The sequence below is a fragment of the Vibrio sp. 10N.261.54.A5 genome (genome assembly GCF_041471145.1).
Classification (GTDB): Bacteria; Pseudomonadota; Gammaproteobacteria; order Enterobacterales; family Vibrionaceae; genus Vibrio; species Vibrio crassostreae_C.
Genome location: NZ_JBFRNU010000047.1, coordinates 13391 through 39573, shown reverse-complemented (window position 1 = coordinate 39573; position 26183 = coordinate 13391). Strand labels below are relative to the sequence as shown.

Below are 26183 nucleotides of genomic sequence, written 5' to 3'. Positions count from 1 at the left end.
CGTTAACCTAAGGGCTTATGATTTAATTCGGTTGTATTGGTTGTATTATGTAAGCTACTTAGTCTTGTTCTTTTCAGCTATCCACTGGGACATATACTTCGTGCTCGCCATGCTGTGGTGTTTGAGCATCGAACCAAAGAAGTTATCCAGTCGATGAGATTCAAGATCCGACTCTAACGCAATCAATCGCTCAATCAATGTGTCGCCCAGTTTATTCTGCTCGTAGTGCGCTTCAAGGATTGAATGACATCGGCTTTGTGCCTTAAGCCACTTCTCTTCATCTTTATAAAGGGCAACTGCAGCTTCAACAAATTCGTCGATATCATCAGCAACCGCACCTGGCCATTGCAGTTCTCCTTGTGGCAACATGCCTTCGCTGCCGATTTCACTGGTCACGTTCGGAGTCTGTAGCTTCATCGCATCAAGTAACTTGCCTTTAATGCCTGCGCCAAATCGTAAAGGTGCAACACACACACGAGCCTGCTCCATCACTTCTTGAGCGTCTTTCGCCCAACCTTTGATATGGAAGCCAGTTTTAGGGTTATGCAAAGCGGTTGCTTTTGGCGGCGGATACGATCCATAAATATGAAGTTCAGTGTCAGGTAACTGTTTACGAATCTTCGGCCAAATCTTCTGTAGCTGAAGTACGGCATCCCAGTTCGGTGCGTGTCTAAAGTTGCCTATCGTCATGAAATGCTTACGTTCTTCAAAGCTTTTCGTGCTTTCAGGAAGCGTATTAAGATCAACCATGAACGGCAGATGATGAAGCAGTTTGGGATCGATATTGAACTCAGATTGAAGCAGTTCCATCTCGTAACTTGAAATGATCAACGAAAGATCACAGCGCAAAATCGCGGCAATTTCACGTTTAGCCAAGTCACTGTACAAGTGTGTTTTGGTCAGATCTGTTTCTTTCTTAACCGCTTCGTGTCGAGCATTGCGTAGGAATTGTAAATCTTCAGTATCCAGTAGCTTAAAGGCATTGGGACATACCTTCTCGACGCGCCAGCCGAATTGCTCTTCCATCATAAAACGGTCAAACATCACAACATCGGGCTGCAGCTCTTCAATGTAATCGTCAAAGCTATCGCAATTTAACTGTATAGATTGGCTTGTGATGCCCTCTTCAGAGAGATCAATCATGTGCTCGGTTTCTTGAGCGGGTGTTGCAAATTCAACTGACCAACCTTGTCTCTTAAATAGACGTAAAAGAGACATCATATGGCTGCCAGCCGCCGATGAATTCGGTTCTGGCCAAACGTAGCCAATTGCTAAAACTTTCTTCAAAATACTTCCTAAGAAATAACAAAAGGGCCACAGAAGCCCCTAATAAAACGTTAATCGAGTTATGCCGCTGATAATAATGGTTCTAAGAACTCAGCGATCAGATTCGTTCACCTACATTGCGAGCTATCATAAGCACTTCATCGGCTGAGTAAAAGTTTGAAATCGTGGTTTCGACTTGAGCGCCCAATGTCGACTGATAGAGCTTTTGTGCAAAGTTATCTGCTCTGGTGGTCACTAATACATGTTTTAGTGTCGAGCCCTGCTCTGATAGCTTCTGCTTCACTTGAGGCAAAGAGTCTAGAATCAGCTTTTTGCCCAATCCTTGCCCCTGAGCACTCGGTAACACAGCAAGTTGTTCTAGCTCCAAAACAGCTTCAGGCCTAAACCCACTCTTTTGAACCCAAATAATGTAGCCGACAATCTCGCCATCGCTTTCAGCAACAAAGTTAAGAAAGCGTGGCGCAGCATTTAAGTTACATTGTAACCAATTTATTGAGTTTTGCTGTCGAACAAAAGTAGCTTGGTGAACTAAAGCCGCTCCATCGAGGTCGGCTTCTGTCATAAAACGAACTTGGGCCATGCTGCTACTCATTCTCAGAATTAGGACGCGTTTTACAGTGTAAAATGGCTCTCTCTAGAAGTTCTAATGCCGAGCTATCTGCTTCTGGAAGCTTAGCGTCCGATTGACCTAACGGCTCAACACGGCTACCCCACTTAATATGGCCTGCCCCCCAAGTTAAACCGGCACCGAATGCCGCCACAAGAATGTTTGAGTTAGGTTTAACAAAGCCTTGCTCTAACGATTCACACAATGCAATCGGCACAGTCGCAGCCGATGTGTTGCCGTAGTTTTGAATGTTCACAAACGCTTTCTCACGTTCAATGCCCGCCATATCACACAGAGTTTGAATAATTCGGATGTTCGCTTGGTGCGGAATCACAACATCGATGTTTTCAGTTGAGATGCCAGTGCGACTCAATACTGTATGTGCTGCAGCGCCCATTCCTTTCACTGCACGCTTGAAGATCTCTTTACCAACGAAATCAAAATCCCAGTAACCGTTATCAGCAGCAAAGCGGTCCATAGAAGTACCGAATTTTGGTACTGCTAGAATGTCACGGCCCTCTGCGTCACAACCGATTTGAGCTTCTTGTAAACCCACTTGTTCTTCAGTACGTGATAGAACCACAGCGCCAGCGCCATCACCGAATAGAACCGCAGTATCACGCTTGGTCCAGTCGATGAAGAATGAAAGACGCTCTGCACCCACAACGATCGCATTGCGGTAGTTGCCCGCTTGAATCAATCGAGTTGCTGTTTCAACACCGTAGATAAAGCCTGTACACGCTGCATTAAGGTCAAAAGCTGCTGCGCTCTTGATGCCTAAGTTCTGTTGAACTTTAGACGCGGTATTTGGAATAAGAGAGTCTGGACTGCACGTCGCTACGATCACAAGATCGATATCTTCGGCTGTTAAACCAGCACACGCCATTGCATGTTGAGCAGCAACGGTCGCTAGCTCAGAGGTATTTACATGACTGATACGACGATTTTCGATACCAGTTCGAGTACGAATCCACTCGTCAGACGTATCAATGAAAGTGCTTAAATCATCATTGGATAGCACGGCTGGTGGCAGACACTTTCCCCAGCCCGTAATTTCAGCGTAAAATTTTGTCATCATTTACCTGTTTATTGTTTGTTTTTATTTGAGTATCTTATTCTTGTTTTAAACAGTATAAGCGTTCCGTACATGATTCGTAAATCGCGTTAGGCACGGAGACGCAATAAAAAGAGAAAGTTATGTCTACATTCAACACACGTTGCCCTTCTTGCGGTGGCGTAAACCGAGTTCCTTCAGAAAGAATTTCAGAAAGCCCTACTTGTGGTAAGTGCAAAAACGCACTTCTAGACGGTGTACCAATCGAAGGTACGTCACTGAATTTCCAATCAATTTTGAACAGTTCACAGCCTGTCGTTGTCGATTTTTGGGCGACATGGTGCAACCCATGTGTAGGTTTCGCACCTGTATTTAGCGATGTCGCTAAAGAGCGCGCTGGCGATGTTCGATTTGTTAAAATTGATACCGAAGCTCAACAGCAACTGGCGGCTATGTATCAAATCAGAAGCATCCCAACGGTGATGGTGTTCAAGAACGGTCAACGTGTTGATACGATTAACGGTGCACTGCCAAAAGGTCAATTTGATCAGTGGCTTAATCAAGCACTAACTAAGTAATACTATTGGTTAAGCTATTGATTTAGCATTACTTAATTCTAAGTAAGCACACAAAAATAGGTTAGAGAGTCTTACCAAATCAAGACTATCTAACCTACTGTTTTATTTATGGTTATCACTTAACTTCTTGAATAAAACTACAGCTTCGCCTTTCGCTTGAATATTAGATTCTTGCTTGCCAAACCCGTATTGCTGTTTGATTTGATCTGCGACTTTCTCAGCAATCATAATGGTTGGTGCATTGGTGTTTGCCCCAATCAGTGTCGGCATCACAGAAGCATCAATGACTCTCAAATTATCCAATCCATAAACTTTGAGATCTTTATCTACCACAGCTAAAGAATCGCTACTAGGTCCCATTTTACAGGTCCCGATCGGGTGATACTGAGTGTCTGCACGATTGCGAATATCTTGCTCGATAGCCTTGTCATCACTGGCGTCCACAGGGTAGAAAGCATTGCCTCGGATATCATCAAACGCGGAACTCTCTAACATTTGATACTGCTTCTTCCAGCCCTTAATCATGATCTCCATGTCTTCAGGATGACTGAAAAACGCAGGATCGATCTTAGGCGGATCATAGGGATCATTACTATTGAGCGTTACGGTGCCGTAGCTCTTCGGTCGCAATAAGGTGACATGAGAGGTAAAGCCATGACTGGTATGAATTTTTCTAGCATGGTCATCTACAACAGCGACCACAAATACAAACTCTAAATCCGGTACAGCGATATGATCTTCGGAACAGAGAAAGCCTATTCCCTCTGCAAAATTACTGCTCATTTTACCGCGGCGTTCTTTGTGCCATAGTGGTAAGGCTTTGGTCATTTCAGAGGCCATTTGCAGCGAGATACCAAAAGTTTCACGCTTTTCACTGCATTTATACGAATGTACTAAGTCGATATGATCTTGAAGGTTCTTGCCCACTCCAGGTAATTCATGAACCTGTTCGATTCCATGTGTCTCTAGTTCAGTTTGAGCACCGACACCAGACAGTAACAGCAATTGGGGAGAACCAAACGCGCCAGCGGAAAGAATCACTTCTTTGTTGCATCGTATCTGATAACGCTTTCCGCTAGAACCATATTCAACACCAATCGCCTTCTTGCATTCAAACAAAACCTTATGTGTGGTGGCTTTAGTCACGACCGTGAGATTCGATCGTGAAAGGTTTGGCGTTAAGTAAGCCTTGGCAGCACTGCATCGTTCACCATTCAGCTGTGTTACCTGCGTCGGCATCGCCCCAAACTGAGCAGCGCCGTTAATATCCTCATTGCGAGGGACACCTATCGATTCACACGCCGTTAAATAACGTTCCAACATAGGGCTTGGCGATCTAAGATTGGCCACATTAAGAGGACCACCTTGGCCATGGAACTCATCTTGGTGGACTTCGTTGTTTTCTGCTTTCTTAAAGTAAGGCAAACAGGATTCATAGTTCCAGCCAGCATTGCCCAAGCTTTCCCATCTATCGTAGTCATAGCGATGTCCACGAGCGTACATCATGGCATTGATAGAGCTAGAACCGCCAAGTGTCTTACCTCTAGGCTGATAGCCTTTACGACCGTTCAAACCCGGCTGTTCAACCGTTTCGAATGCCCAATTATTGAGTTTGGTTGGCATCATCGCCACCACGCCAACGGGTGTGTGAATGAATGGGCTGGTGTCTTTACCACCCGCTTCTAACAAGCAAACCGTCACATCAGGATCTTCCGACAGCCGAGAAGCCATCACACACCCAGCTGAACCACCGCCAACAATAATAAAATCATAACTATCCATTTGCCATCTCCGCTATTTCTAGTGGGTGTAACTCACGCTTCAAGATTTTTCCGGTTGCTGTCATGGGTAAGGCTTTACGAATGAATACCTTACGCGGGTATTTGTAGTCGGCGAGTTGCTCATGACACCATGCTATCAAGGCGGCACTATCACATTGCGTATGTTCGTGAAGAACCACATGCGCGTGGATCTCCTCGCCTAAATGTTCATGATGCTCGCCTACCACCGCGACCATTTCGACATCGGGGTGACACATCAACACTTCTTCGACTTCACGTGGATAAACGTTGTACCCACCACGAATAATCATGTCTTTAACACGGTCAACAATGAACAAATTGCCATGCTCATCGACGCGACCGATATCTCCCGTTAAGAACCAACCATCACGAATAGATTCAGCTGTCGCCTCTGGCCTTTGATAATAGCCTTTCATCACACTTGGGCTTTTAATGCAGACTTCGCCGAGTTCACCCATAGCGACAGAGTTGCCTTGTATATCAGTAATCTTGATGAGGTGGCCACATAAAGGCTGACCGACACTACCCGATAAACGATCGCCATCAATATGATTAAAGGTCGCAACCGGCGCCGTTTCCGAGAGCCCATAACCTTCTAAGACTGGTAATTCAAAACGAGATTCAAACTGTCGTATAACCTCAAGCGGCATAGAAGCACCGCCAGAAACACCTAACCTCAAGCTGTGTTTAACCTGTTCAGAGCGTTTGCTTGTGTTTTCTAAACTATCAGAAGACTCTTCTCCCGCCTTTAATAGCGCGATATACATAGTAGGAACACCCGCAAACACGCTGACTTTATGGCTAATGATCTGTTCAATAACCAATGACGGTTCAAAACGAGGAATCAACACCATGGTGGACCCTGTTAGCACACTCGCGTTCATCATCACCGTCTGACCGAAGCTATGGAATAAAGGCAGTGTAGCCATTGTGGTGTCGCTGTACTCCAATCTCATTAGATACTGTGACGACATCGCATTGGTTTGCATGTTGGTGTGGGAAAGCTCAGCCCCTTTTGGTTGACCCGTCGTGCCAGAGGTATAAAGGATCACAGCGGTATCATCGCCATGACAAGCCACAGACTCAAAAGGAGTAAAAGGTTGTGCCAACCAATCAGCGATTGATTCATGCTCCTCATTACTTTCTAAAGTAGTGTCTGTGTTTGTTGGGATAGGCATCTCGACAAAGTGTTCACAGTGGTTTGCCTGCTCAAAACCTTGTAAACCATAGCGACCAATGGGAAGCTCTTCACTGCCGTCAAAACATAAATAGGCCTTCGCGTTAGAGTCATTAAGGTGATAAGCGATCTCTCTGGCCTTGAATAGCACGTTCAAAGGCACGACTACACAACCCGCTTTTAGAATCCCGTAATAGGCTATCGGAAAGTAAGTCACGTTCGGGCATGACAACGCTACCTTATCTCCGTTCTGCAACCCAAGTCTTTTCAAGTTAGCAGCCACGTTTCCAGAAAGTTGTTCTAACTGAGAAAAACTGATTTCATCCGATCCCATACGCAGAGCGGCTTTAGTTGGAAAAAGCGAAGCGCTACGCTCCAAATTAACAGCAAGATTGTGCATCCATGATCTCCTTGTGCGGCTTAGACCTGTTTGTGACGGTCACCGTAGACGTTCTAATCGTTGTAATAAGTCTCTTTCTTGTCATCACGAGCCTGCACATTGGTGTGTCATGTAGATAAGAGTCGTTATTGAGCAAAATGTTTGAGACGCTCCAATGTGCAGCCCAACAAATTACAACATTTCGATAACATTTCGAACAGGTTTCAAAAAGACAAAAACCGGTGATATTCGGACACAGCCTGCGCTAGCACAATAAAACCTTGCACACATAAACCAAAATTTGGAACAAGCTTGCGAAAGTGAGAACAAGCAACAGGCGTAAATGTTAAAAGTTCGGTTAAGATATCGATATTCAACAAGAGGCAGCTTATGGAATACACCGCAGTTTACGAACCCGACATGCAAGCATTCGGCATTCTGGATCTTCAGTTGCTGCATCGTTACCTGTCGCCTGTTCTCAGTATCGAAGAGTTGCTCGAAGGAAGTAACATCGATGCTCTCCAACTCAACACACCCGATACACACATCACTTTGGCGCAAAAGCTTGCTGTGTTCAGTAATGCGTTAGCGAATTCCAACGAAGACGGATTGGGGCTTAAAGTTGGCCAACAAGCGAGGTTCAGCGATTTCGGCGTGCTCGGTTATGCGGTGTTTAGCAGCGAAACACTACTCGATGCCTTTTTAATCGGGTTTAAGTATCTGCAACTTGCTGGCCCTGTCCTCAGGAAAACCATGTCTGTAGAAGACAACATTGGTTACTTTCGCGCAGAGCAACTTATCGAACTCGATTCTTTACTGCCCTTTTGTTGTGAATACTGGTTCTCGGCGATATACAGTTTGTGCGAAGAGGTCTTACAGCAGCCCTTTCCTTCTCAAGTGATCCGCTTCCCCTATCCAAAACCTGAATACGGCGATCTATACACAGAGATTTTCCGCTGCCCGGTTGAATTCAATAGTGACCGGCTTGAATGGGAGTTCGACGCAACCACCTTGTATTCATTTCCTCCTACCGCCAACCCCATCACTTTACAGATGTGCTTAAAATCGTGTGATGACATGTTGGCAAAAGTCAGTGCACCCAGTAGCCTCAAAGAGAAAGTCTCTCAGATGCTGATTGAAAGGCCAGGATGTTACCCTTCTATAGAATCCATTTCTTCAGAACTGGGCATGTCTTCTCGAACTCTGCGTCGTCACCTGAAAGCAGCCGATACCAGCTACCAGAAGATACTGGACCACGTTCGTTTTCACCTTTCTCGACACTACCTTTCTTCAACTCAAATGAGCATTGAAGAGATATCTGAGCGCGTTGGGTTTTCAGACAGCGCTAACTTTCGACATGCCTTTCGTAAGTGGAGTGGAAGCTCGCCACGTCAATACCGTAAAGAAACGGTCTAACACTTAAAATCCCACTCAATCCAAATCATAAAAAGACAATCACGCTGCAATCTTTTTCTAAATTAAACCACCAATGAACAACGGCTTAACGACTTTTTGCCCGCATAAAATCTCGCCAAACCACCAAATATCGCAACCGTATTTTAGTTTAGTTGGTCGATAAATTTCTTTTATCTTAACGACCATTTTTATTTGTTTTACCCAATTCAGTTTCTCCCCCATAGTCGCGGAAAATTCATCGTTTCTTTTACTATCAGAGGCTCCTGCATTGGACAACATCCAACCAACAACTCGCATAACTGTTCCTGTTATTGCATTGTCTTTTTACGCGATCGCTTCAGGCTACTTAATGAGTTCATTACCATTAATGCTGTCTGAGTATGGCTTAGACAAAGATCTATCGAGTTGGTTGGCGAGTGCATTCTATGCAGGTCTACTGGCTGGTACATTATTGATTGAACGTGCCATTGCGCGTGTTGGCCACAAAGATGCGTTCGTCATCGCATTGAGTGTGTTCATCGCAACGATCCTTGTATTGCCATTGATCCCACACCAAGCAGTATGGCTACTAGCTCGCTTTGTGGCTGGTGTGGCGGTTGCAGGTATCTTCGTGATTGTAGAGTCTTGGCTAATGAGCGGTGACGAGTCACAACGCGCAAAACGTCTCGCTATCTACATGTGTGCACTGTACGGCGGTTCTGCAGTTGGTCAGCTTGGTATCGGTTACTTAGGTATTACTGGTGGCGTACCTTTCATCGCAATGTTCACCCTTCTGTTTGGTGCGATCATTGTGCTGATGTACGGACAAGCAACTCCACCACAGATCCACGATGCGCAATCTTTGTCTTTAAAGCAGATCAGTAAATTAAGCCACAGCGCGCTAATTGGCTGCATTGTTTCCGGATTAACGCTAGGTGCGATTTACGGCTTGATGCCAGTTGAACTTGCTCAACGTAACATTGCACACGAAGACATTGGTGGTTTGATGGCTTTGGTTATCATGGGTGGTATGGCTGTACAGCCGATGGTGACTTGGTTATCTCACCACGTAGGACAAGTGTTATTAATGGCTTTGTTCTGCCTGCTAGGGGTTGCAAGCATTGGTGTGCTGACTATCAATCACGATTTCTACGTACTAGGCATGAGCTTGTTCGTATTAGGCATGGCCACATTTGCGCTATACCCAATCGCGATTAACTTAGGTTGCCGTAACCTTGACCCAAGCTACTTGGTGTCAGTGACTCAAATCATGCTACTTTGCTACAGCATCGGTTCTGTTGCGGGACCAATCGTTGCAGACAGCTTTATGGATTCACAAGCAGGATTGTTCACTTACCTGTTCGCGTCTCTACTTGCTACAACGATCTACATGTTGATTGCTAGCCTAAAGCGCTCTCACCTACAGATTGCAGGCGAGTAAGCTTAAATAGACAGACACTAGATGCGTGTCATTAGGGCTCCGAGTTCAGGCTTTATGTCTAAGCGAAGGGCTCTTTTCAACTCATGCCTATATGTAACCTTCTTCTCCCACACTTCTCATTTCATCGTGCAAGGCTAACCAAGAAGTCGATGGCTCTTTCGATATTGACTGGGTGACAAACCGAAATGCTTTTTGAAACGATGCGAAAAGTTATAAGGATCTTTGTAGCCTAAGCGATTAGCAATCATAGAAACTGACCAATCTTGATATTTCAGTAGACTGGTGGCTTTGTCCATGCGTAATTGAATCAATTTACTGCGTGGTGAGAGGTTGAATAGCGTCTTGGTGACTCTATTGAGTTGCTCTTCACTGATGAACACTCTTTCAGCCATCCCTGCCACTGTCCATGGCTGATGCAGACTACTTTCAATTTCGTTATAGAGCGCTTGAACACGTGCAGTGGTGCTGGTCGACTTAGGCTCAAACCCCGTCAATGTTCGGATAATTTCACTCAAGAGTAACTTACGGTAACTGGCTCTACCGCCTATCTCAAAGTAAACCAAGTTCATTAATGACCAGATCTGCTCACACTCTCCAAAAGGCACAATCCCCTGTCCTAAACTTGCTATGTGCTGCCATTGCTTGGTGTCAGGCGTCAGCATCCACGCCATTTTCCAATAATTATATTGAGGATCGAGTTCAAAACGAAATGGGGTTTCAGCAGGAAGCACCACGAGTGTATAAGGTGTAATCGCTTGGACCGATGTTGCGGTTGTTAGAATGCCGCCACCTTCCATAGTGAAAATCAACGTATGAACATTAACGGATTCGCGCTCAACCCAGTAGCCATCATATAGCTTCGCCATGCCGCCCATATAGACACCAAAGCTTTTCATCTCTGGAATATCTTCAACGGTCAAAAAACGTTCTTTGCACTGTTCAGCGAGAAAAACATCATCATGCCAAGTTGATTTTGGTCTCATTGAATCAATGACGGATTCGCACAGGTTTTGTTGTTTTTTAAACATGTTGTTACTTCGCTCAAATCACTATAGTTCTGCCATAAATCGGAGAGCTTATGACAACTAACATCAACCCTAACTCATCTATGAATAACAAGCCAGAGAGCATCTTACCTCGTATCGTTAAACTGGGTTTACCTGTTGCTTTACAAAGTGCGCTTGTCGCTATTCTTGCCCTTGCTGACGTATTAATGGTCAGTGATTATGGTATGGAAGCAGCTGCGGCTGTGGGAATTGCATCAAAATGGCACTTCGTTGCTATTATGATTATGGCAGGGTTGGCCTCAGCAAACGGAACATTAGTCGCTCAATACTGGGGAAAGAACGACCGAAAAAGCGCGCGAACGGTATCATCTATCGCAATGGTGTTTGGCTTAAAAGTTCTGCTGCCTGTTACTGCAATCATCACTCTTGGTTCTCAGTTTTTAATGATGTTGCAGACCAGCGATCAAACCGTGATTGAACTTGGCGCGACTTACCTGTGGTATGGATTCCCTGTCCTTCTTCTGACTCACATTGTGGTCGTGGTAGAAGCAAGCATGCGCTCATCAGGTGACACCGTAACACCACTATTGCTTGGTGCGGTCACGATTGCCCTCAACATCGCACTTAACTTCGTACTCATTAAAGGTGCCTTCGGTATTCCAGCGATGGGCGTTGCAGGTGCGGCATTGGCAACCACTTTAGCGCGCTTGATTCAAGTGGGTTTGATGTATGGCTATATGCGCATGCGTAAACACTGGTTGTTAACCACGCCTAGCTCACCACATCGTCCGTCATTATGGTTGTCTTACCGTCGTATTGCTTTGCCACTAACGATGAATGCCGTGTTATGGGCAATGGGTACTATGGCATACCAAATGATCTTCGGTCACATGGGCACAACGGAACTTGCCGTGTTCTCTATGCTCGCACCGTTTGAATCGTTGTGTTATTCGATTTTCTTTGGTATTTCGGTAGCGTGTTCAGTGTTGCTTGGTCATTCATTAGGCCGTGATGAGTTTGATGACGCAATGAGCATGGGGCTGACGTTCATCAAAGCCGTGGTTGGTTTTGGTGCGGTTGTAGGCTTGCTATTGTTTATGGGTAAAGAGCACGTTCTGTCATGGCTAAACCTGACCAAAGACGCTTTATACCCGCTTGCTTCACCTGCAATGACCATTATGTGTTTTGCTGTGGTGATTCGTATGCTCAACATGGTGATCATCAACGGTATCATTCGCGCTGGTGGTGATAATGCGTTCTGCCTTCGTATGGACTTCATCGCAATGTGGATGGTCGGCATTCCAGTATGTGTTTACGGCGCGTTTGTCGCTGGATGGGATTTCAAATACATCTATGGTTTGATGTTGGTGGAAGAAGTGGTGAAACTGGCAATTTGTTCTCATCGTTACCTAAGCCGACGCTGGATCAACAACCTCACAGTGACCTATGACGAGCCTCAAGCGGCATAGGCTACTTGGCTAGATTCAAGCTGAGATGGAAGTGTATCTACATCAAAAAGGTCTGCGCAATCAGACCTTTTTCGTTTCTTCAGCAACCACTTTTAAACGCCAGTTACTTCTTATTCATTCGGATATGGCGGTTCGACACATTCGGCAACGGCTTTTCAGGCACTTTCCGTTTCTCATGAATCAGATGTCGAATCGCTAATATCGGATGCTTAAGTAGCATTCTTGGCCCGGCATAGCGCATGACTAAACGCATCTGCTCTTTCGGATCGGGCTTATAGCAATGGATCGGACACTTATTGCAGGTCGGTTTGGCTTCACCATAAGGGCATCTATCCAATCGTGTTTCGGTATAACGCAACAGTTGCTCACACTCCTCACATAACGCGTTATCCTGACGCACTGCACCGTGGTGATCTTTACAGTAGATGTGCACCATCGCAATAACGGTTTTGTACTCCGTTGCGAGTTCGCCTTGTAGAATGTTGTTATGTTGAAACATGATTAATTGCCCAGAGATAAACCGTACAGGTTGAGATTGACGCTTTCACTTAATACGTCTTCGACTCGCTCAAACACAAAACCCAACTTAGTCAGTAATGCGATACTTCGAATGTTATCAGAGGTGGTGATGGCAACTAAATGATCGATATCAGCATTCTGCTTAGCTTGTTCAATTATTGCTTGTGCCGCTTCTTGAGCAAAACCTTGCCCATACACCTCTGGAACAAAGCCATAGCCAATATCATGCGAGTCTAAGGTATCTCTTTTAATTAACCCGCAAATACCAATTGGAGTTAAGGAGTCCTTTATTTCGACCATCAATAGGCAAACACCCTCCTCTTTATGCATCTTAAGAATGTTGTTTTTGATGTATTCAACGGCCTTATCTGTGTCGCTGATTTCCTTGTCTCCAATGTAACGCAGGAAATCTTCTGAGCTGTATAATCGCTGAATAAACGCCGCATCTTGAGGCGTGATCATTCTTAATCGTAAACGTTCGGTCTCGACGGCCTGCATAGTGATATTTTCCTTGCTGAATACCATGTAAATATTGAGTTCTAGAGCTAAAATGATTATCCTCCACCGCCTAAACTAAATACAAGGCTATGCAGCAATGAACCGTAAGAAAAAAATCAATCAAATTCTAAAAAAGAAGCAGAAACAGGCGAATTCTAAACTGCATAGTAGCAACAAGCCTCGCTACATCTCTAAAGCTGACCGTGCAAAAATGGAAGCTGAAGAACAAGCGAAAGCAGCTCAAGAGCAAGCTGAAGGTTCAGTAGAAGCAACTGTTGAAGCTGAAGAGACAAAAGCTGCAGAGTAAGTTTATACTCGCAGTCCTCTTGTCTGACACTCTTTTCAGAGCCAACAGACAAGAACAAAAAAGCAGCCTCAAATTGGGCTGCTTTTTTGATCCTACCATTTTTAATCGCGCTGGTTAGCCTTTGAATGGCTGCACTTCCCAACGGGCAAACGGTGCTTTTGCGTTGATTCCCGCTCTGCCCCAACGATCAACAGAATCCACTACCAAGATACGCTCATTCGGTACCAATGATTTAATCAAGTTGCTTGGCTTTTTCGCTGTAACTAACCATAGAGCATCATCTTCCGAAAACATCGCTTTGAGTTTGGCTTTGTCTTGAACTGTCCATTCCAGTTCAGCTTTGAATATACGCTCTTCAACAAACAGTTGACTACCTGAAGCGAAATCTTCCAAACTTTCTGAAAGCAACAATACTGAATCTACGTCGTTATCCAATAACACCGCTTGTTGCTTGTTAATCAGTTCACGAACATCAAGCATCACGCGTTGTAGGTTGCTATCAATCGTTTCAGCTTGCGCAGGCCACAACAACTTAAAGTCGTCAGCCACAATCGCCGCCATACGCGTTAGATTGGTTGGGTTTAACCACGCGTATTTAGACACTTCACCATTTGATAACGTCAGCGCAGCTACACCTTGCGCGCGCGGTGTAATCGCTTGAGCCGCATCCACTTCAACCAAACGGATATTGCCCTGTCTTGCGTATACAAATGTAGGATCAGCTTGCCAAATAGATGACAGCGTTAATGCTACGGTCGCCTTTTCGCCGGATTGAAGGACTTTGCTTGCGCCTTTAGTACCAAACCAGTTTGGCAGACGATCAATGCCGTAGCGCTTAGGTGGTAGATATTCGGTCGTAATGTCCGTGCCTTTGGTTAGCTCTGTCGCCAATGCATAAGTCACAGGTGTACTGGTTAGGATGTCTTCTGCATTCACGTTCAGTGACATCAAAGAACCAGCCATTAATACACTACCAAGTACACTCACTTGAGCCGTTGCTTTTACTGAGCTAGCGATACGATTCATTAAACAAGTCATGATTACGCCTTTCTTACAATTCGGTATAGCGTTGCTGCTAGGAAAAACGTTGCAGAAACGATGATGATTGAAGCGCCCGATGGCACTGGCAGTTTGAGTTCCATAGGCAACACGGTTCCAACCAAACATGCGATGGTTGCGAGTAATGCCGACAAGAGAACAAAGCTCCCCATACGTTTAGTTAACAATCGAGCGGTCGCACCTGGAATCAACAATAACGCACCCACTAGAACTGCACCTACGATCTTCACGGCCGCAATTGTCACTAAGGTGATCATCATGACAAACAAGTAATCGTAAAAGCTGGTGTTGTAACCACGAACCTTAGCTATATCAGGGCTGATACAAGTCAGGAGAATGCGGTTGAATGTCGGTATCAAGAGCAAGATGATGATCGCGCAACTACCTGCGAGAATCGCTAAGTCTTGGTCTGTTACCGTAAGAATCGAGCCAAACAGTACGTTTTCAAGCATGTGGATATTGATCTTACGAGCAACATACATCAGTAACGCCGCACCCACAGCCAACGCTAGCGCAAGGAAAACACCCACTAAGGTATCGTATGGAACGTTGGTCCTGTTTCTTACAAAGTGAAGAAGCAGAGCGAAGATCATACAGAAGCTAAACAAACCAATAATTGGGTTTTCTGGTGGCTCGCCAAGCAAAACACCAATAGCGATACCGGTTAACGCTGCGTGGCCGACGGCTTCTGAGAAGAAAGCCAGACGCTTGGCAATCACCAAAGTACCCAGACCACCTAACAGAGGACCAAGTAGTAACGCTGCAACCAAAGCATTGACCATGAAGGCATACATGAAACTGTCTGATAACCAGCCCGCTTCCACGCCACTAATGGCTAGTTGTCGTAACCAATCCATTACGCAACCTCCTTCGATTTGGTCATCGCAGAGCCACTGCTGTAGTGCTGGAACAGGCTCTCGATTTTACTTGGGTGTAAGACTTGTTCGTGTGGGCCACTATCAACCAAGAATCGATTCACAACATGTACGCTCGCTTCGAGTCGACGCACTGCCGTGACATCGTGATGTACCGCAAGGATCGTACGACCTTCACTAACACATTCACGAATTAACGATTCAAGATAACGAACGCCCTGCTCGTCCATACCCGTGGTTGGTTCATCCAACACCAGTAGACTTGGGTTATCTAATAGCGCTTGGGCAAACAGCACGCGTTGCTGCTCACCACCCGATAACTGTCCCATGCGGCGGTCGCTACGAGTAACCATACCAACGCGATCTAATTGTGCGAGTGCAAGATCCAATTGCTTAGATTTACGACGCCAAAACAATGGGATTCGTGTTTGGTTAAGCAGTACGAAGTCCATTACAGTCAAAGGCAAGCTAGACTCGAAGGTCGCTTTTTGAGGTACGTAACCAATACTCTGCTTTTCTGGCCAGTGGATATTGATTTGGCCAGAGAAAGGCGTAAGGCCAAGCACAGAGCGCAGTAATGAAGTTTTACCGCCACCGTTTGGCCCCATGATCACATGACACTCGCCCGCTTTAAGTTCGAGCGAGATATCATCAAGAATTACGTTGTTATCGTATTGCAGACCGAGTTTATTAATTGAGATTGATGGACCTAACATTATGCGTTCCCGCTTTTAGCTTGGTTCGCCGCCGCAAATTTCATGGCTTCGATTAACGTCTCTAGGTTCTTCTTCATCTCAACTTCGACTTTATCGTCTTCATATTCACCGTGCGTCATGTGAGAAAAACGATAAAGCTGAACGCCTGTTTCCGCTTCAATTGTGTCAACAAAACGGTTTGGCATGTTTAACTCGTAAAACAGAACATCAATGCCTGATGCGCGGATCTTCTCGATCGTCTCTTGCAGTTGACTAGCACTTGGTTCAACACCGTGTGCAGGCTCGATTACTGCCGCAACATCCACACCAAACTCTTGAAGGATGTAGCCATAAGCATTATGTGTAGTCGCGACCTTCATACCTGATGTATCGAGTTCGCCCAGTGACAGCATCGCGTCACGCTTCATAAAGCGGAATTGCTTAGCGTACTTACGCGCATTCTTGCGATAAAACGCAGCGTTGTCTGGGTCGAGCTTAGACACTTCACTAGCGATGGTGTAAACCTTTTGAATCGTTGTTGAAAGCCCAACAAAGGTATGCGGGTTAACGGCACCTTGACCCACAGACTGACCAAGAGCAGGAAGTAGAGGCACTTCTTTGTTTGCTTCGATCACGACTAGGTCATCACGTTGCGCGGCTGAAATCACTTTAAGCGCGAAGTCATCGTGACCAATACCGTTTACCACGATGGCGTCCATCTGGCTCAATCTCTTCAAGTCGTTCGGTTGTGGCAAGTAGTTATGCGGATTAAAGCCGGCATCAACCAAAGGAAGGATGTTCACTTTGTCGCCTACTACTGCTTTTACGTAGCTGTAGTAAGGTTGAAGCGTGATACCAATCGTCAGCTTGTTGCTGTCGATCTTATATTCTTTTGCCAATGCATTGGGTGCCATGAACACCGCTAATAACGACATGAACAGAGTCATAATTCGCATAGTAATTCTCTTATTATTAGTGAGCATCGCTTTCATGATGCTTTTCAATTTCTGATTCATTGACGACCATTTTCCAACCCGTAGACTCTAGCGTGTGTTGGTCAAAAGTAGCGGGCTGTTTCGCTACACCGCCCAAGAAGATCCAGATTTCAGGAGAAACGCTGTTCGCATTTAAAATAAAGGAATCCGCAAAACCATGATCGGTAGGCGTAGCTTGTTCACTTGGTGTCGCAGATTCACTTGGAGCAGAGAAATAGTAACCACGCTCGTCCAGTACCCAAGTATGAGAACCTTTGCGCTTCCAACTCTGGTCTTCTACAAATGGCGCAACCCATTCATCTTTAAGTGACATAACACTTGGCCATTCGCCAACTGAGTCCATGCGCAGATCACGAATTTCTTCATGAGCCAAACGCAGCTCTGATAGCATCGCCAAGTTTTCTTGTTCAACATCGGTCACTAGAATTTGATGATCAAGCACTGCTTTAACGTGGGATTCTGCCTGATGAAATGGGATTGCGACAGTTGCAAAGCAAAGGATGAACACAATGATCAGCCCTACCCATTTGCCCTCTCTGCCGCCCGTATCAGCACGTACGCTTTGAATCATCATTTTTCACTGATCTCTACAACATCAACTTCAACTGGAAACTCATGACCTGAATCGAACACAAGGTAGAACTCAGTGTCAGGATGTGGGAATTCAACGATAGAACGTTTATCTGTCATCTCTTTTGCAATCAAGTTGTCTTCGTAATCGTACATCTCAACTGCGTAATCAATCGCTTTGCTGCCATCCGAATAACCCGCTTCACAAGCAACAGTCTTACCTTCAAACCAGCAGCTCATCAGTGGAAAGTGTGCTTGCGCAGGTAATGCAGCGAAACCAAGTCCCAATGCTAAGCAAGGAGTCATTAAAGCGTTAAGTTTTGTTTTTATTGTCATGGTTCGTACCCTAGCCACAGTGCAAATTCTCAGAAGTAAACTGAGCGATAAAGGGCTCAAATGAGCCCTTAAGTTTTTTTGATTCTTAATCAGGGATCTAGCCCCGATATCACAGACTATTGAAGCAGCGCTTCGAACGTTAGGTGAACGTTCGCGCTTGCTTTGTCTGCCAGTGGGTTGTCAATCAACTCACCTTTGTAGTTCGCTTTCATTACGTAACGACCTGCTACGTCTGGAGTAAACGTGATTTCACCGTTCTCATCACTCACCACATCAATCTGCTCTTGGTGGTTGCGGTAAAGCGTACCTTCACGAGTAATCTCCGCTTTCACGTCTTTCTGGATTTCACCGTTGTAGAAGAACTGGAATGTCACAGGTTCGCCTTCAACGATATCTGAAGGGTGTGTCACAGGCTTCATTTCTAGAAGCTTGCCTTCAATTTTGAACACTGAATCCGTTGGCTTACCTACCGTGATGTAGCTTTCTGCACGAGTGAAGCCGATCTGCGTTACCACGTCACGTGATTTTTCAGGCAGAACTGAGTCACGCTCAGCTTTGTTTGCTTTAATCCACTTCACCGTGTCACGGCGACCCGCTTTGTATTGCGTGTAGTAAGACGGCTGGTTGTTGATCGCCACTTTGTGTGTACCTTCTTCTTCAAAATAGAAGTCGAAGATTGAACGACGCTTGCCACGAATAACGAAGTTAGGACGCTCGCTGCGGCCATCTGGCATGATGACATGAGCATTTTCGCTGCCAGCAGGCTTATCAAAAACAAACGTACCGTGAGACGCAGTAACATCGAACGTTAGCCAATCACCACCTTCTTTAGATACAGTAAAGTGAGATGGCAAAATCCAACGTGGGTGAGCTTGTGCCGTTGTCGTTGCTGCTAGGCCGAATGCCATCACACCCGCTAGAGCAAGTGCTTTGATTTTTGTCTGTTTCATCATGTTCAATTCCATTATTTATAATTGTTAGCCGTGTCGCTCTATCTGAGCCTACGATGACCACTGTCTATTCTGTTCAGCTTGGTTTTAGTTCGTACTTACTAGTTACTGTTCGCACTTACTATTTAGCGATGTAGTTCAGGGTGATTTCACCCGTCTCTTCCGTTGCTTTTAATTCGTAAGATATGTTTGAATCTGCGAGTGATACTTTTTGGCGAAGGTAATTACGGCCACCGTGTTCACGAACCACTTCGATATGAACCGTGTACTCGCCTTGTTCTAACGTTTCACCGCTGTCGCTCTTACCATCCCACACGAAACGGTACTGGCCAGCAGGACGTGTTGCAGACGTCACAGCATCAACCAGTTCACGATCGTAACGGCCAACCTTTCTCCACCAGCTGCGCAGATCCTTAAGCCATTCGTCTTTACCGACCCAAAGCTCGATGGTTTTCACTGACTTTCGTTCGCTATTCTCTACCCACACCGCCACATAAGGACGTGCATACATAGAGGTATCAATCTTTGGAAGCTCAAAGCTGACATCCAGTTTTGCCGTATCAGGAATCGCTTGTGCCATACCTAGGCTTGGCAAAAGAGATAAAGCAAGAAGCGCCTTGCTCCAGTTCATTTTTTTCATTTTTAACAACCTTTTAAATCCGTTTAACCTTAAGTTCGCTCTTCAATCCGATTCATCAATCGAATCAAGCGTTAAGGCACGGCGACAAAATAGATAACCAATGAGATTGCAGACCCAAACACCGTCCATTTGATGGAAGTATTAAGCGTCTTTTTCTTAGGTAACAGTAAGCACACGCCAGTAAGCACAAAGAAGATCATCAGTAGCGCAGTGATATCGATAAACCATTTCCATACTTCACCGCTGTTACGACCTTTATGTAGATCGTTCAACAATGCGATAACGCCGTAATTCGTGGTTTCGACTTCTACAAATTCAGACGTAACGTCAACAAACACGGAAGCGTTGTAGCCCGGTCCTTTGAAGTCCATAGACACTTCACCGATGAGCAACTCACCGTCTTCGATCTCTGCGTAGATGTCCAAACCTGAAGGAACGCCGGAGAGGTTAGCTTCTTCAAACAGAAACGTTTCAAAGGCTGTCTCGTCAGCTTTTAAACGGCCGTCTTGGATCGTAAATAAACTAGTAGGAAGCGTTAGCGTAGAGCGTTGGATATTGGGTTGGCTTGATTCAAATAACTCAGGTCGATTAAGGGTGATACCTGTCACTGAGAAGAAAAGAACCACGAACAGAAGAGCCATAGAAATATAAACATGAAGTCGACGAGACCATGACTGAACCGCCCTACTTTTTAACGACATACAAACCAATACCTATAAATTTTATGGCGACAATTTAGTTGATAATCATTCGTATTGGCATTCAATTTACATTGTTTACGTTTGCCGAGCGGCGTAAGAAAATTTACATAACATTACATGGGAAGTAATCGAACTGTATGCATATTCTTGCTAACGTGTACTAAAGGGAATGGATAGCTTGTATTTGAGGTCATCGATAGTAAGGTCAAACCTCAAAAAATCTCAATATAAACATGCTTGATTGAGGTTGGTTTAAGGTAGCAGTTGTGGCTTTAAGGAATGAAAGTTGGGACTATTTAAGCTTCGTAACTATTAACCTTCGGAGCTATTTGATCTTTGGAACATTTTGAAGATCATACACAAACGGCGGACTCTTCGGTTGATGCGGTTTGTTAAATACAGACTAGTAACCGATTTAACGATAGCTAATAAGGCTTAAAGGGATTTTGAAATGCGTATTATTGTTTTGGCTTTTACAGCGCTCGTAACAGCGTGTACCAGCCAAATAACCAGCACGGAAGAACATATTCAACAATACATCGGTTCAGACATAACCGATGTACAAGAACGTTATCTCACCGAACGGTCACGCCCTATCAGTTTTTGGGCGTCTCGAAACTATGCTTGGATTGAAACCAAGAAACCGTTAGACAATGGTTATACAGTGCATGCCTTCAAAAACCCTTACCGTGATTGCACTATTAACTGGGTTGCTGATACCAGTGGCGTAATCCAAAGTGCGACGTCCCGCGGTACGATGTGCGAGCCTTAACTGACGTACTGGAACGATAAAGTTCAAAAAGCTTTAACCGCCAAAAATTAAAAAGGGTGTCATTTGAACCATCAAATGACACCCTTTTCTATTTACTACTTTCTCTTGTCTTCTTTTGCGTTAACAGCAGTTAGACGTTGCCGTTATCACTAACCGTTCTTAGCTGAGTCAGATATTTAATCCAACCTTTTGCTTCAGAAGATGGCTCAATGTTGTTCGCACGCTTGGCTTGAGCAAGGGCGTTATCAAGATTCTTTAACTTGTACCATGAACGCACTTTCGCTAACGCAACGTCGGCTTGTTTGTTTTTGTCTTTCACTTTATCTAAAACAACCAGAGCTCGGTCGTAGTAACCTTGCTGAACCAATAGCTGAGCCACATTCCAATGATACTGAGTGTCTTTTTTAGAAGCTAACGTCCACACTTCAATCGCATTGTCCCACTCTTTCGCTAGCTGCCAGTAGGTTGCTTGCTCTGCTAGAAGTTGAACGTCGCTGTTCGCATCATCTAGCTTACTAATTTCTTGTGCTGCGCGCTCTGGAATACCACGTTTCGCGTAAAGCTGTGCAAGCAAGCGGCGATCTGAGTTCTTCAGATCAACACCTTGTAAATCAGCCAGTGCTAACGTGTTCAATGCATCGCGATTACGTTCTAGTCTTAACTGAATACCCACAAGTTGACGCCACCAGTTATCTTTCTCTGGTTGAAGTTCAATCAGGCTTTCCAGTGTAGGAATCGACTGTTTCCACTGCTTTAACTGAAGCTGTGCGCCCAGTTTTAGCGATAGAGGTGATAACTCTGGTTTTGAATTGAACTTGTCATGATTACCGATGGCCACTAGTACTTTCGACCAGTTTTCAATTTGGTATTCAGCTTGTGCAATTCGCATCCAAAGCGTGTCTTTCTTTTCCTTTTCAGGCGCTGTTTTCACTAACTCGTAGTAGTGTGGAAGCGCGTTTTTGAACTGCTGATCATTTAATAACAGATCAGCAAGCATACGCTTCGTTATCCAAGCTTGTTCATCCACCAGTAAATTGGTATCGACGGCGTATGTAAGCTGCTTAATCGCCGCGTCAGTTTTGCCATCTTGCCAGTAAAACACACCCAACATACGAGCTACGTATGCTTTGTCGTAACCTTTAGAAAGCTCTAAACCTGCTAGTACGTCAATGGCCTGTTTAACCTGTTCATCTTGAGCAAGCTTATGCGCCTTTTGAACACGAATGGCAGTATATTGAGATAGCTCTTGCGCTTGTGTTGTAAGGGGCATTAACAACAAGCCCACTAATATCCATATCTGTTTCATCATTTTGCCAACTTAAACTCTAGTTTCACGGTTTGACCAACCTGAGCTATCGCTTTTCCATCGACGACTTTTGGTTGATATTTCCATTTTTTAAGTGCTCTCATCGCTTCACGTTCAAACATACGACGTGGGTTTGCGTCAGTGACTTGAATGTCAATTGGGCGTCCCGTTTCGTCGATGGTAAAAGACATAATCACATGGCCTTCAGCGCCACGCTTCAACGCTTTAGCTGGGTAACGAGGTTCTACTCGATACAGAGGCATTGCCTGTTGGTTTGACCCAAAATCAGAAAATGTCGGTGCGTTAATCGCTAGGCCATCAATCGATGTATTCAAATCCAAAGAAGGTAGTGAAGACATCGAATTCAGAGGCGTAACTTCAGCTTGTGACTGAGACGTTTGCGCTTCCGGTGGCGGCTCTGGCATTTCTGGTTTTTCAGGAACTGCACGTTGTCTTCTTTGGACTTCTTGTTCTTGTTCCACCATTACCATGTTGAAACTTAACGTTTCACTGTTGTCTGGTGAACGTTGGTGGCCATTATCGACCATCCAAGCCATAAAAGAAAACAGAGCTAAGCCCAAGGCACCCGCTAGCGGTAAAGCAAGAAATAGGCGAATCATTTATGAAGATCCTCCAAGATCATCGCTTATCAGCAGCAAGCGCAATGTTTTTAACACCCGCACCTTTCGCGGCGTCCATCACTTTAACAACCGTACCGTTGTAAGCGTGTTCATCCGCTTGAATAACCAAAGAAGCATCAGGTTGTTCTAGCAACAAGTGTTCTAACGTCGCTTGGACACGTTCAACATCAACAACACGTTTATCGATGAAGATGTCATTCGCAGAAGTAATCGCAACAAAAATGCCCGCATCCTTTTGGCTGACTACGTTAGACGCTTGTGGGCGATTGACTTCAACCCCTGATTCACGAACAAATGAACTGGTCACAATAAAGAAAATAAGCATGATAAATACAATATCAAGCATCGAAGTAAGGTCTATTTGAGCCTCTTCGTTTTTTGAATGACGTCGACCGAGTCTCATCGTTGACTCCTTAAAGATTTTTCTAATTTCAATTCTAAGCGGTTACACACTTTCGCTAAACGAGCGTGAACAAACATGCCCGCTAATGCAGCAACCATACCCGCCATGGTTGGCAGCGTTGCCAACGAGATACCTGAAGCCATCAATTTAGGGTCACTGCTTCCTTGAGTCGCCATGACATCAAAAACAGAGATCATACCGGTAACGGTACCTAACAAACCCAACATCGGACAAATAGCGACTAACAGCTTAATAAAGTTCAAGTTCTGGTTAAGTAAGATACTCGCTTGCCCTAACCAACCTTCACGAATGGCTTTGGCATGCCAAGAAGAGTGATCTTCTCTTTCATGCCACTTAGTAATCCAAGCTTGGCGCTGCTTTGGAAAGTAGAACGCAAGATAAAGCACACGTTCGACTACAAGCACCCAATAAACTAGGACGACAGCCGCTAGCCACCACAGGACGAAACCGCCCTGATCCATAAAGCTTGATAAAGACAGCAGCCAGTCACTCGTTAACCAACTCGCTGGTAATAGAGAACCCGACAAAATATCCATTACGCAGCAGTCCCAACTGGTGAAACCACAGGTTTTGATTCAACCGTTTTTTCTGCCTGCTCAGCAACAAGACCAATACCTTGTTTCTCAAGAATATTGCGAATATTTTCAGCTTGAGTGCTAAGAATGTTGTGTGCTAATAGAAGAGGCATTGCTGCAACAAGACCAAGTACGGTTGTTACCAGTGCCATCGAAATACCACCCGCCATCACTTTAGGGTCGCCATTACCAAACTGTGTGATCACTTGGAATGTTTCGATCATGCCGGTTACAGTCCCTAGAAGACCTAACATTGGAGCAAGTGCCGCTAGAAGTTTTAGCATCGATAAACCTTTCTCTAGGTGGGTTTGTTCATCCACTACCGCTTCTAAAAGTCGTAGTTCTAGTGCTTCAACGGTTTGGTTTTGCTCTTTATTGTAAACCGCAAGAACACGACCTAGAGGGTTATCACCCGCTTGCTCTGGGTTCTTAAGTTGAGCGCGAATTTTCTGGCGAGCGATAGCCAAAGAAATACCACGAACTAATGCGATGATTAAGCCAATTGCAAGCAAGCCAAGAATCACTTTACCAACCACACCCCCCGCTTGAAGGCGATCAGCTAGGCTTGGTGTTAGCGCTAGTTGCTCTAGCATGAACCCACGAGAAGGATCGACAACCACGTTAGACACGTCGCCATTCGCTAATGTAGATAGCGATGCTAAAGTTGGACCATTCGATGGCTGTTTCAGATACGCAATCGCATCTTCACGCTGAGTGTTCCAGCTAACATAGCCTTGGTCTGTTACTAGGCCGATTGAACCTAAACGATAAGCGTCGACAGTTTGTGTGTTGCCTTCACCATTGATGAATGCAATTTGAGATTTGCTAAGCTCAGAGCTCGCTTGGATCTGTTCAACCATGCTCATCCACAAACCGGTCAGCTGTGGCATTGAAGGCAGTGATTTAGCATCAATGATTTGATCAACAGTTGCAGTGTGTTCAGCACGATCAACACTATTCACGGTTGAGCTAAGCTCTGCGCCGAGTTCTTTTGCGTTTTGACGAACGACACCGAACAGCTCGCCTAAGCTACCGGTTTCTAAACGCAGCTTCTCTTCTAAGCGAGCAAGCTTGTTTTCGTTATCACTGAAGGTTTGAGTCAAAACATCTGTCGCACCTTGGATAGAGGTACGTTTCGCTTCAAGCTGAGCTTTGATCGCTTTCAGTTCTTGTTCTGTCTTTTTGAAGTCAGCCTCACGCACTACGTTGTGAGAAGCTTGAGTTCGGCTCTCTGATTTTGCTTTATTAACTAGCTGAGCCGTCGTGTCTGATGCCGAAAAAGCAGAAAATGAAAGTGATGTAATGCAAAGCAATGCTGCTAATAGTTTTAAGTTCATTACTTAACCTCCGCAACAGTTAGAGAAACAGGTAAAGTAATTAGGCTTGGCGCCGCTTGTTGGCTTGCAATGTCGTAAGCTTTATCTAGCTCAGATTTCATTGAAGAATCTAGCTCTTGCCACTGATTTTGTGTTTGATTCCAAGACCAGTATTGGCTGCCATTTAGGTTACGAGCCACCAAAGAGATACGACCTAGGTGCAACACGTCAGCTTCAATCGTCCTGTCGTTGCTCAATGCAACACGACCTTGGTAAGCACCGAGCTTGATGCCGTAGTCCATCTCGATTTGGTAAGCTTCTAGGATACGACGATATTTCTCAGCATCACTCACATCAGCACGAGTCATCATTGCTTGCAGCTTTTCAACTCTTTCTAGACGCTGCTCTTTCCTGATTGGCACATCTTGCTCAACTAACTGTTGAAGACCATCAATCATCTGATACATCAAAGGCACGACACCTTGACGTGTATATTTGATTTCGTCGATCTGCTCTTCAATGCTTTGAGCTTCTTGGTTTTGGCTTTCAACCAATGCAGCAAGGTGATCGTGATAGATTTCTAAGTTTTTAACTTCTTCTTGCAGACGCTCAATCTCAGCTTGCAGCATTAAAGTCGCTTGTGAGCTTTTATCAATAACCTTTTGGCTCGAAGCCGACGCGTTATTGGTCTTGTTTTGAATTGATTGAGCTTGATCCAAGCTGTTTGCCATAGAAGACGTTGCAACCAAACTGATGGCAAGCGCTAGGCTAGTTTTTAAAAGATTCATAATTGTAGTCATTTACTATA

The 26183-nt window shown here is 44.9% G+C and carries 30 protein-coding genes; 6 read left to right on the top strand and 24 right to left on the bottom strand.

All coding sequences use genetic code 11. From position 1 onward, the window contains the following. Positions 1-54 precede the first annotated feature (54 nt). From AB4329_RS14975 to AB4329_RS14965, 3 genes are all read right to left on the bottom strand, one after another. Entirely contained in the window at positions 55-1287 is a 1233-nt protein-coding gene (locus tag AB4329_RS14975) for a glycosyltransferase (RefSeq protein WP_372138655.1), read from the bottom strand. A 97-nt stretch (positions 1288-1384) separates the two neighbouring features. Next, positions 1385-1849 carry a GNAT family N-acetyltransferase gene (locus tag AB4329_RS14970; protein WP_372138675.1) on the bottom strand — a complete coding sequence of 155 codons (465 nt, stop codon included), beginning with the start codon at positions 1847-1849 and terminating at the stop codon, positions 1385-1387. 22 nt (positions 1850-1871) lie between these two features. Then, positions 1872-2969 (bottom strand): ketoacyl-ACP synthase III, encoded by a 1098-nt coding sequence (locus AB4329_RS14965; RefSeq protein WP_102333615.1) that lies wholly within the window; start codon positions 2967-2969, stop codon positions 1872-1874. A 122-nt stretch (positions 2970-3091) separates the two neighbouring features. Here AB4329_RS14965 and trxC point away from each other — a divergent pair, with 122 nt between their 5' ends. Then, on the top strand, positions 3092-3526 hold the full coding sequence (trxC, locus tag AB4329_RS14960) for a thioredoxin TrxC (protein ID WP_372138654.1): 435 nt from the start codon (positions 3092-3094) through the stop codon (positions 3524-3526). 102 nt (positions 3527-3628) lie between these two features. On the opposite strand, the gene AB4329_RS14955 is transcribed toward trxC, so the two are convergent. Together AB4329_RS14955 and AB4329_RS14950 are read right to left on the bottom strand one after the other, a co-directional pair. Beyond that, entirely contained in the window at positions 3629-5308 is a 1680-nt protein-coding gene (locus tag AB4329_RS14955; protein ID WP_102333614.1) for a GMC family oxidoreductase, read from the bottom strand. Continuing rightward, positions 5301-6905, bottom strand: coding sequence for a long-chain fatty acid--CoA ligase (locus AB4329_RS14950; protein WP_372138652.1), 1605 nt, complete (start codon positions 6903-6905; stop codon positions 5301-5303). The genes AB4329_RS14955 and AB4329_RS14950 overlap by 8 nt, the downstream gene beginning before the upstream one ends. A gap of 369 nt (positions 6906-7274) precedes the next feature. Between AB4329_RS14950 and AB4329_RS14945 the strand changes: the two genes are divergently transcribed. Continuing rightward, positions 7275-8300 (top strand): AraC family transcriptional regulator, encoded by a 1026-nt coding sequence (locus tag AB4329_RS14945; protein ID WP_372138650.1) that lies wholly within the window; start codon positions 7275-7277, stop codon positions 8298-8300. A 57-nt stretch (positions 8301-8357) separates the two neighbouring features. On the opposite strand, the gene AB4329_RS14940 is transcribed toward AB4329_RS14945, so the two are convergent. Next, complete coding sequence (locus tag AB4329_RS14940; RefSeq protein WP_017060129.1) at positions 8358-8597, bottom strand: hypothetical protein; 240 nt, start codon at positions 8595-8597, stop codon at positions 8358-8360. On the opposite strand from AB4329_RS14940, the gene AB4329_RS14935 reads away from it, so the two are divergent. Continuing rightward, the gene (locus AB4329_RS14935; protein WP_372138649.1) at positions 8569-9720 is read left to right on the top strand and encodes an MFS transporter; all 1152 of its coding nucleotides are present in this window, start codon (positions 8569-8571) and stop codon (positions 9718-9720) included. The genes AB4329_RS14940 and AB4329_RS14935 overlap by 29 nt on opposite strands. Before the next feature lie 134 nt (positions 9721-9854). On the opposite strand, the gene AB4329_RS14930 is transcribed toward AB4329_RS14935, so the two are convergent. Next, complete coding sequence (locus tag AB4329_RS14930; protein WP_017060977.1) at positions 9855-10748, bottom strand: AraC family transcriptional regulator; 894 nt, start codon at positions 10746-10748, stop codon at positions 9855-9857. Between the two features lie 50 nt (positions 10749-10798). Here AB4329_RS14930 and AB4329_RS14925 point away from each other — a divergent pair, with 50 nt between their 5' ends. Beyond that, positions 10799-12196 (top strand): MATE family efflux transporter, encoded by a 1398-nt coding sequence (locus AB4329_RS14925; protein WP_372138648.1) that lies wholly within the window; start codon positions 10799-10801, stop codon positions 12194-12196. A 103-nt stretch (positions 12197-12299) separates the two neighbouring features. Here the strand turns inward: AB4329_RS14925 and AB4329_RS14920 are convergent, their stop codons facing one another. Continuing rightward, entirely contained in the window at positions 12300-12695 is a 396-nt protein-coding gene (locus tag AB4329_RS14920) for a nitrous oxide-stimulated promoter family protein (protein WP_372138647.1), read from the bottom strand. 2 nt (positions 12696-12697) lie between these two features. After that, positions 12698-13213, bottom strand: a complete 516-nt coding sequence (locus AB4329_RS14915; RefSeq protein WP_372138646.1) for a GNAT family N-acetyltransferase — start codon at positions 13211-13213, stop codon at positions 12698-12700. 97 nt (positions 13214-13310) lie between these two features. Here AB4329_RS14915 and AB4329_RS14910 point away from each other — a divergent pair, with 97 nt between their 5' ends. Further along, positions 13311-13520: a DUF2986 domain-containing protein gene (locus tag AB4329_RS14910; RefSeq protein WP_017060973.1), complete on the top strand. Its 210-nt coding sequence runs from the start codon at positions 13311-13313 to the stop codon at positions 13518-13520. Between the two features lie 114 nt (positions 13521-13634). Here the strand turns inward: AB4329_RS14910 and AB4329_RS14905 are convergent, their stop codons facing one another. The 9 genes from AB4329_RS14905 to AB4329_RS14865 form a co-directional block, all read right to left on the bottom strand. Continuing rightward, positions 13635-14558: an ABC transporter substrate-binding protein gene (locus AB4329_RS14905; RefSeq protein WP_372138645.1), complete on the bottom strand. Its 924-nt coding sequence runs from the start codon at positions 14556-14558 to the stop codon at positions 13635-13637. 2 nt (positions 14559-14560) lie between these two features. Continuing rightward, positions 14561-15436 (bottom strand): metal ABC transporter permease, encoded by an 876-nt coding sequence (locus AB4329_RS14900; protein ID WP_065206162.1) that lies wholly within the window; start codon positions 15434-15436, stop codon positions 14561-14563. Beyond that, positions 15436-16170: a metal ABC transporter ATP-binding protein gene (locus tag AB4329_RS14895; protein ID WP_136981838.1), complete on the bottom strand. Its 735-nt coding sequence runs from the start codon at positions 16168-16170 to the stop codon at positions 15436-15438. Before AB4329_RS14895 ends, AB4329_RS14900 begins: the two co-directional genes overlap by 1 nt. Next, positions 16170-17105, bottom strand: a complete 936-nt coding sequence (locus AB4329_RS14890) for a metal ABC transporter solute-binding protein, Zn/Mn family (protein ID WP_017062541.1) — start codon at positions 17103-17105, stop codon at positions 16170-16172. The genes AB4329_RS14895 and AB4329_RS14890 overlap by 1 nt, the downstream gene beginning before the upstream one ends. A 16-nt stretch (positions 17106-17121) precedes the next feature. Then, the gene (locus tag AB4329_RS14885) at positions 17122-17718 is read right to left on the bottom strand and encodes a DUF6162 family protein (protein ID WP_136981837.1); all 597 of its coding nucleotides are present in this window, start codon (positions 17716-17718) and stop codon (positions 17122-17124) included. Then, complete coding sequence (locus AB4329_RS14880) at positions 17715-18050, bottom strand: hypothetical protein (RefSeq protein WP_017062543.1); 336 nt, start codon at positions 18048-18050, stop codon at positions 17715-17717. The genes AB4329_RS14885 and AB4329_RS14880 overlap by 4 nt, the downstream gene beginning before the upstream one ends. Positions 18051-18166: 116 nt before the next feature. After that, positions 18167-19003: a DUF4198 domain-containing protein gene (locus AB4329_RS14875; RefSeq protein ID WP_136981836.1), complete on the bottom strand. Its 837-nt coding sequence runs from the start codon at positions 19001-19003 to the stop codon at positions 18167-18169. Positions 19004-19121: 118 nt separating this feature from the next. Then, the gene (locus tag AB4329_RS14870; protein ID WP_017062545.1) at positions 19122-19640 is read right to left on the bottom strand and encodes a DUF2271 domain-containing protein; all 519 of its coding nucleotides are present in this window, start codon (positions 19638-19640) and stop codon (positions 19122-19124) included. A 71-nt stretch (positions 19641-19711) separates the two neighbouring features. Beyond that, on the bottom strand, positions 19712-20341 hold the full coding sequence (locus AB4329_RS14865; RefSeq protein ID WP_136981835.1) for a PepSY-associated TM helix domain-containing protein: 630 nt from the start codon (positions 20339-20341) through the stop codon (positions 19712-19714). Positions 20342-20792: 451 nt separating this feature from the next. Between AB4329_RS14865 and AB4329_RS14860 the strand changes: the two genes are divergently transcribed. Next, positions 20793-21113 carry a hypothetical protein gene (locus AB4329_RS14860; RefSeq protein ID WP_136981834.1) on the top strand — a complete coding sequence of 107 codons (321 nt, stop codon included), beginning with the start codon at positions 20793-20795 and terminating at the stop codon, positions 21111-21113. Between the two features lie 130 nt (positions 21114-21243). Here AB4329_RS14860 and AB4329_RS14855 read toward each other — a convergent pair whose 3' ends face one another. The 6 genes from AB4329_RS14855 to AB4329_RS14830 are packed head-to-tail and all read right to left on the bottom strand — an operon-like array spanning position 21244 to position 26163. Beyond that, positions 21244-22422, bottom strand: coding sequence for a lipopolysaccharide assembly protein LapB (locus tag AB4329_RS14855; protein WP_065677081.1), 1179 nt, complete (start codon positions 22420-22422; stop codon positions 21244-21246). Beyond that, positions 22419-23039, bottom strand: a complete 621-nt coding sequence (locus AB4329_RS14850; protein WP_048612627.1) for an energy transducer TonB — start codon at positions 23037-23039, stop codon at positions 22419-22421. The genes AB4329_RS14855 and AB4329_RS14850 overlap by 4 nt, the downstream gene beginning before the upstream one ends. Positions 23040-23058: 19 nt before the next feature. Then, a complete protein-coding gene (locus tag AB4329_RS14845) occupies positions 23059-23463 on the bottom strand; it encodes a biopolymer transporter ExbD (RefSeq protein WP_004739212.1) in 405 nt (134 codons plus the stop codon). Continuing rightward, entirely contained in the window at positions 23460-24020 is a 561-nt protein-coding gene (locus AB4329_RS14840; protein ID WP_372138644.1) for a MotA/TolQ/ExbB proton channel family protein, read from the bottom strand. The genes AB4329_RS14845 and AB4329_RS14840 overlap by 4 nt, the downstream gene beginning before the upstream one ends. Then, positions 24020-25396 (bottom strand): MotA/TolQ/ExbB proton channel family protein, encoded by a 1377-nt coding sequence (locus tag AB4329_RS14835; protein WP_372138643.1) that lies wholly within the window; start codon positions 25394-25396, stop codon positions 24020-24022. Before AB4329_RS14835 ends, AB4329_RS14840 begins: the two co-directional genes overlap by 1 nt. Then, entirely contained in the window at positions 25396-26163 is a 768-nt protein-coding gene (locus tag AB4329_RS14830; protein ID WP_372138642.1) for a DUF3450 domain-containing protein, read from the bottom strand. The genes AB4329_RS14835 and AB4329_RS14830 overlap by 1 nt, the downstream gene beginning before the upstream one ends. Positions 26164-26183: the final 20 nt, after the last annotated feature.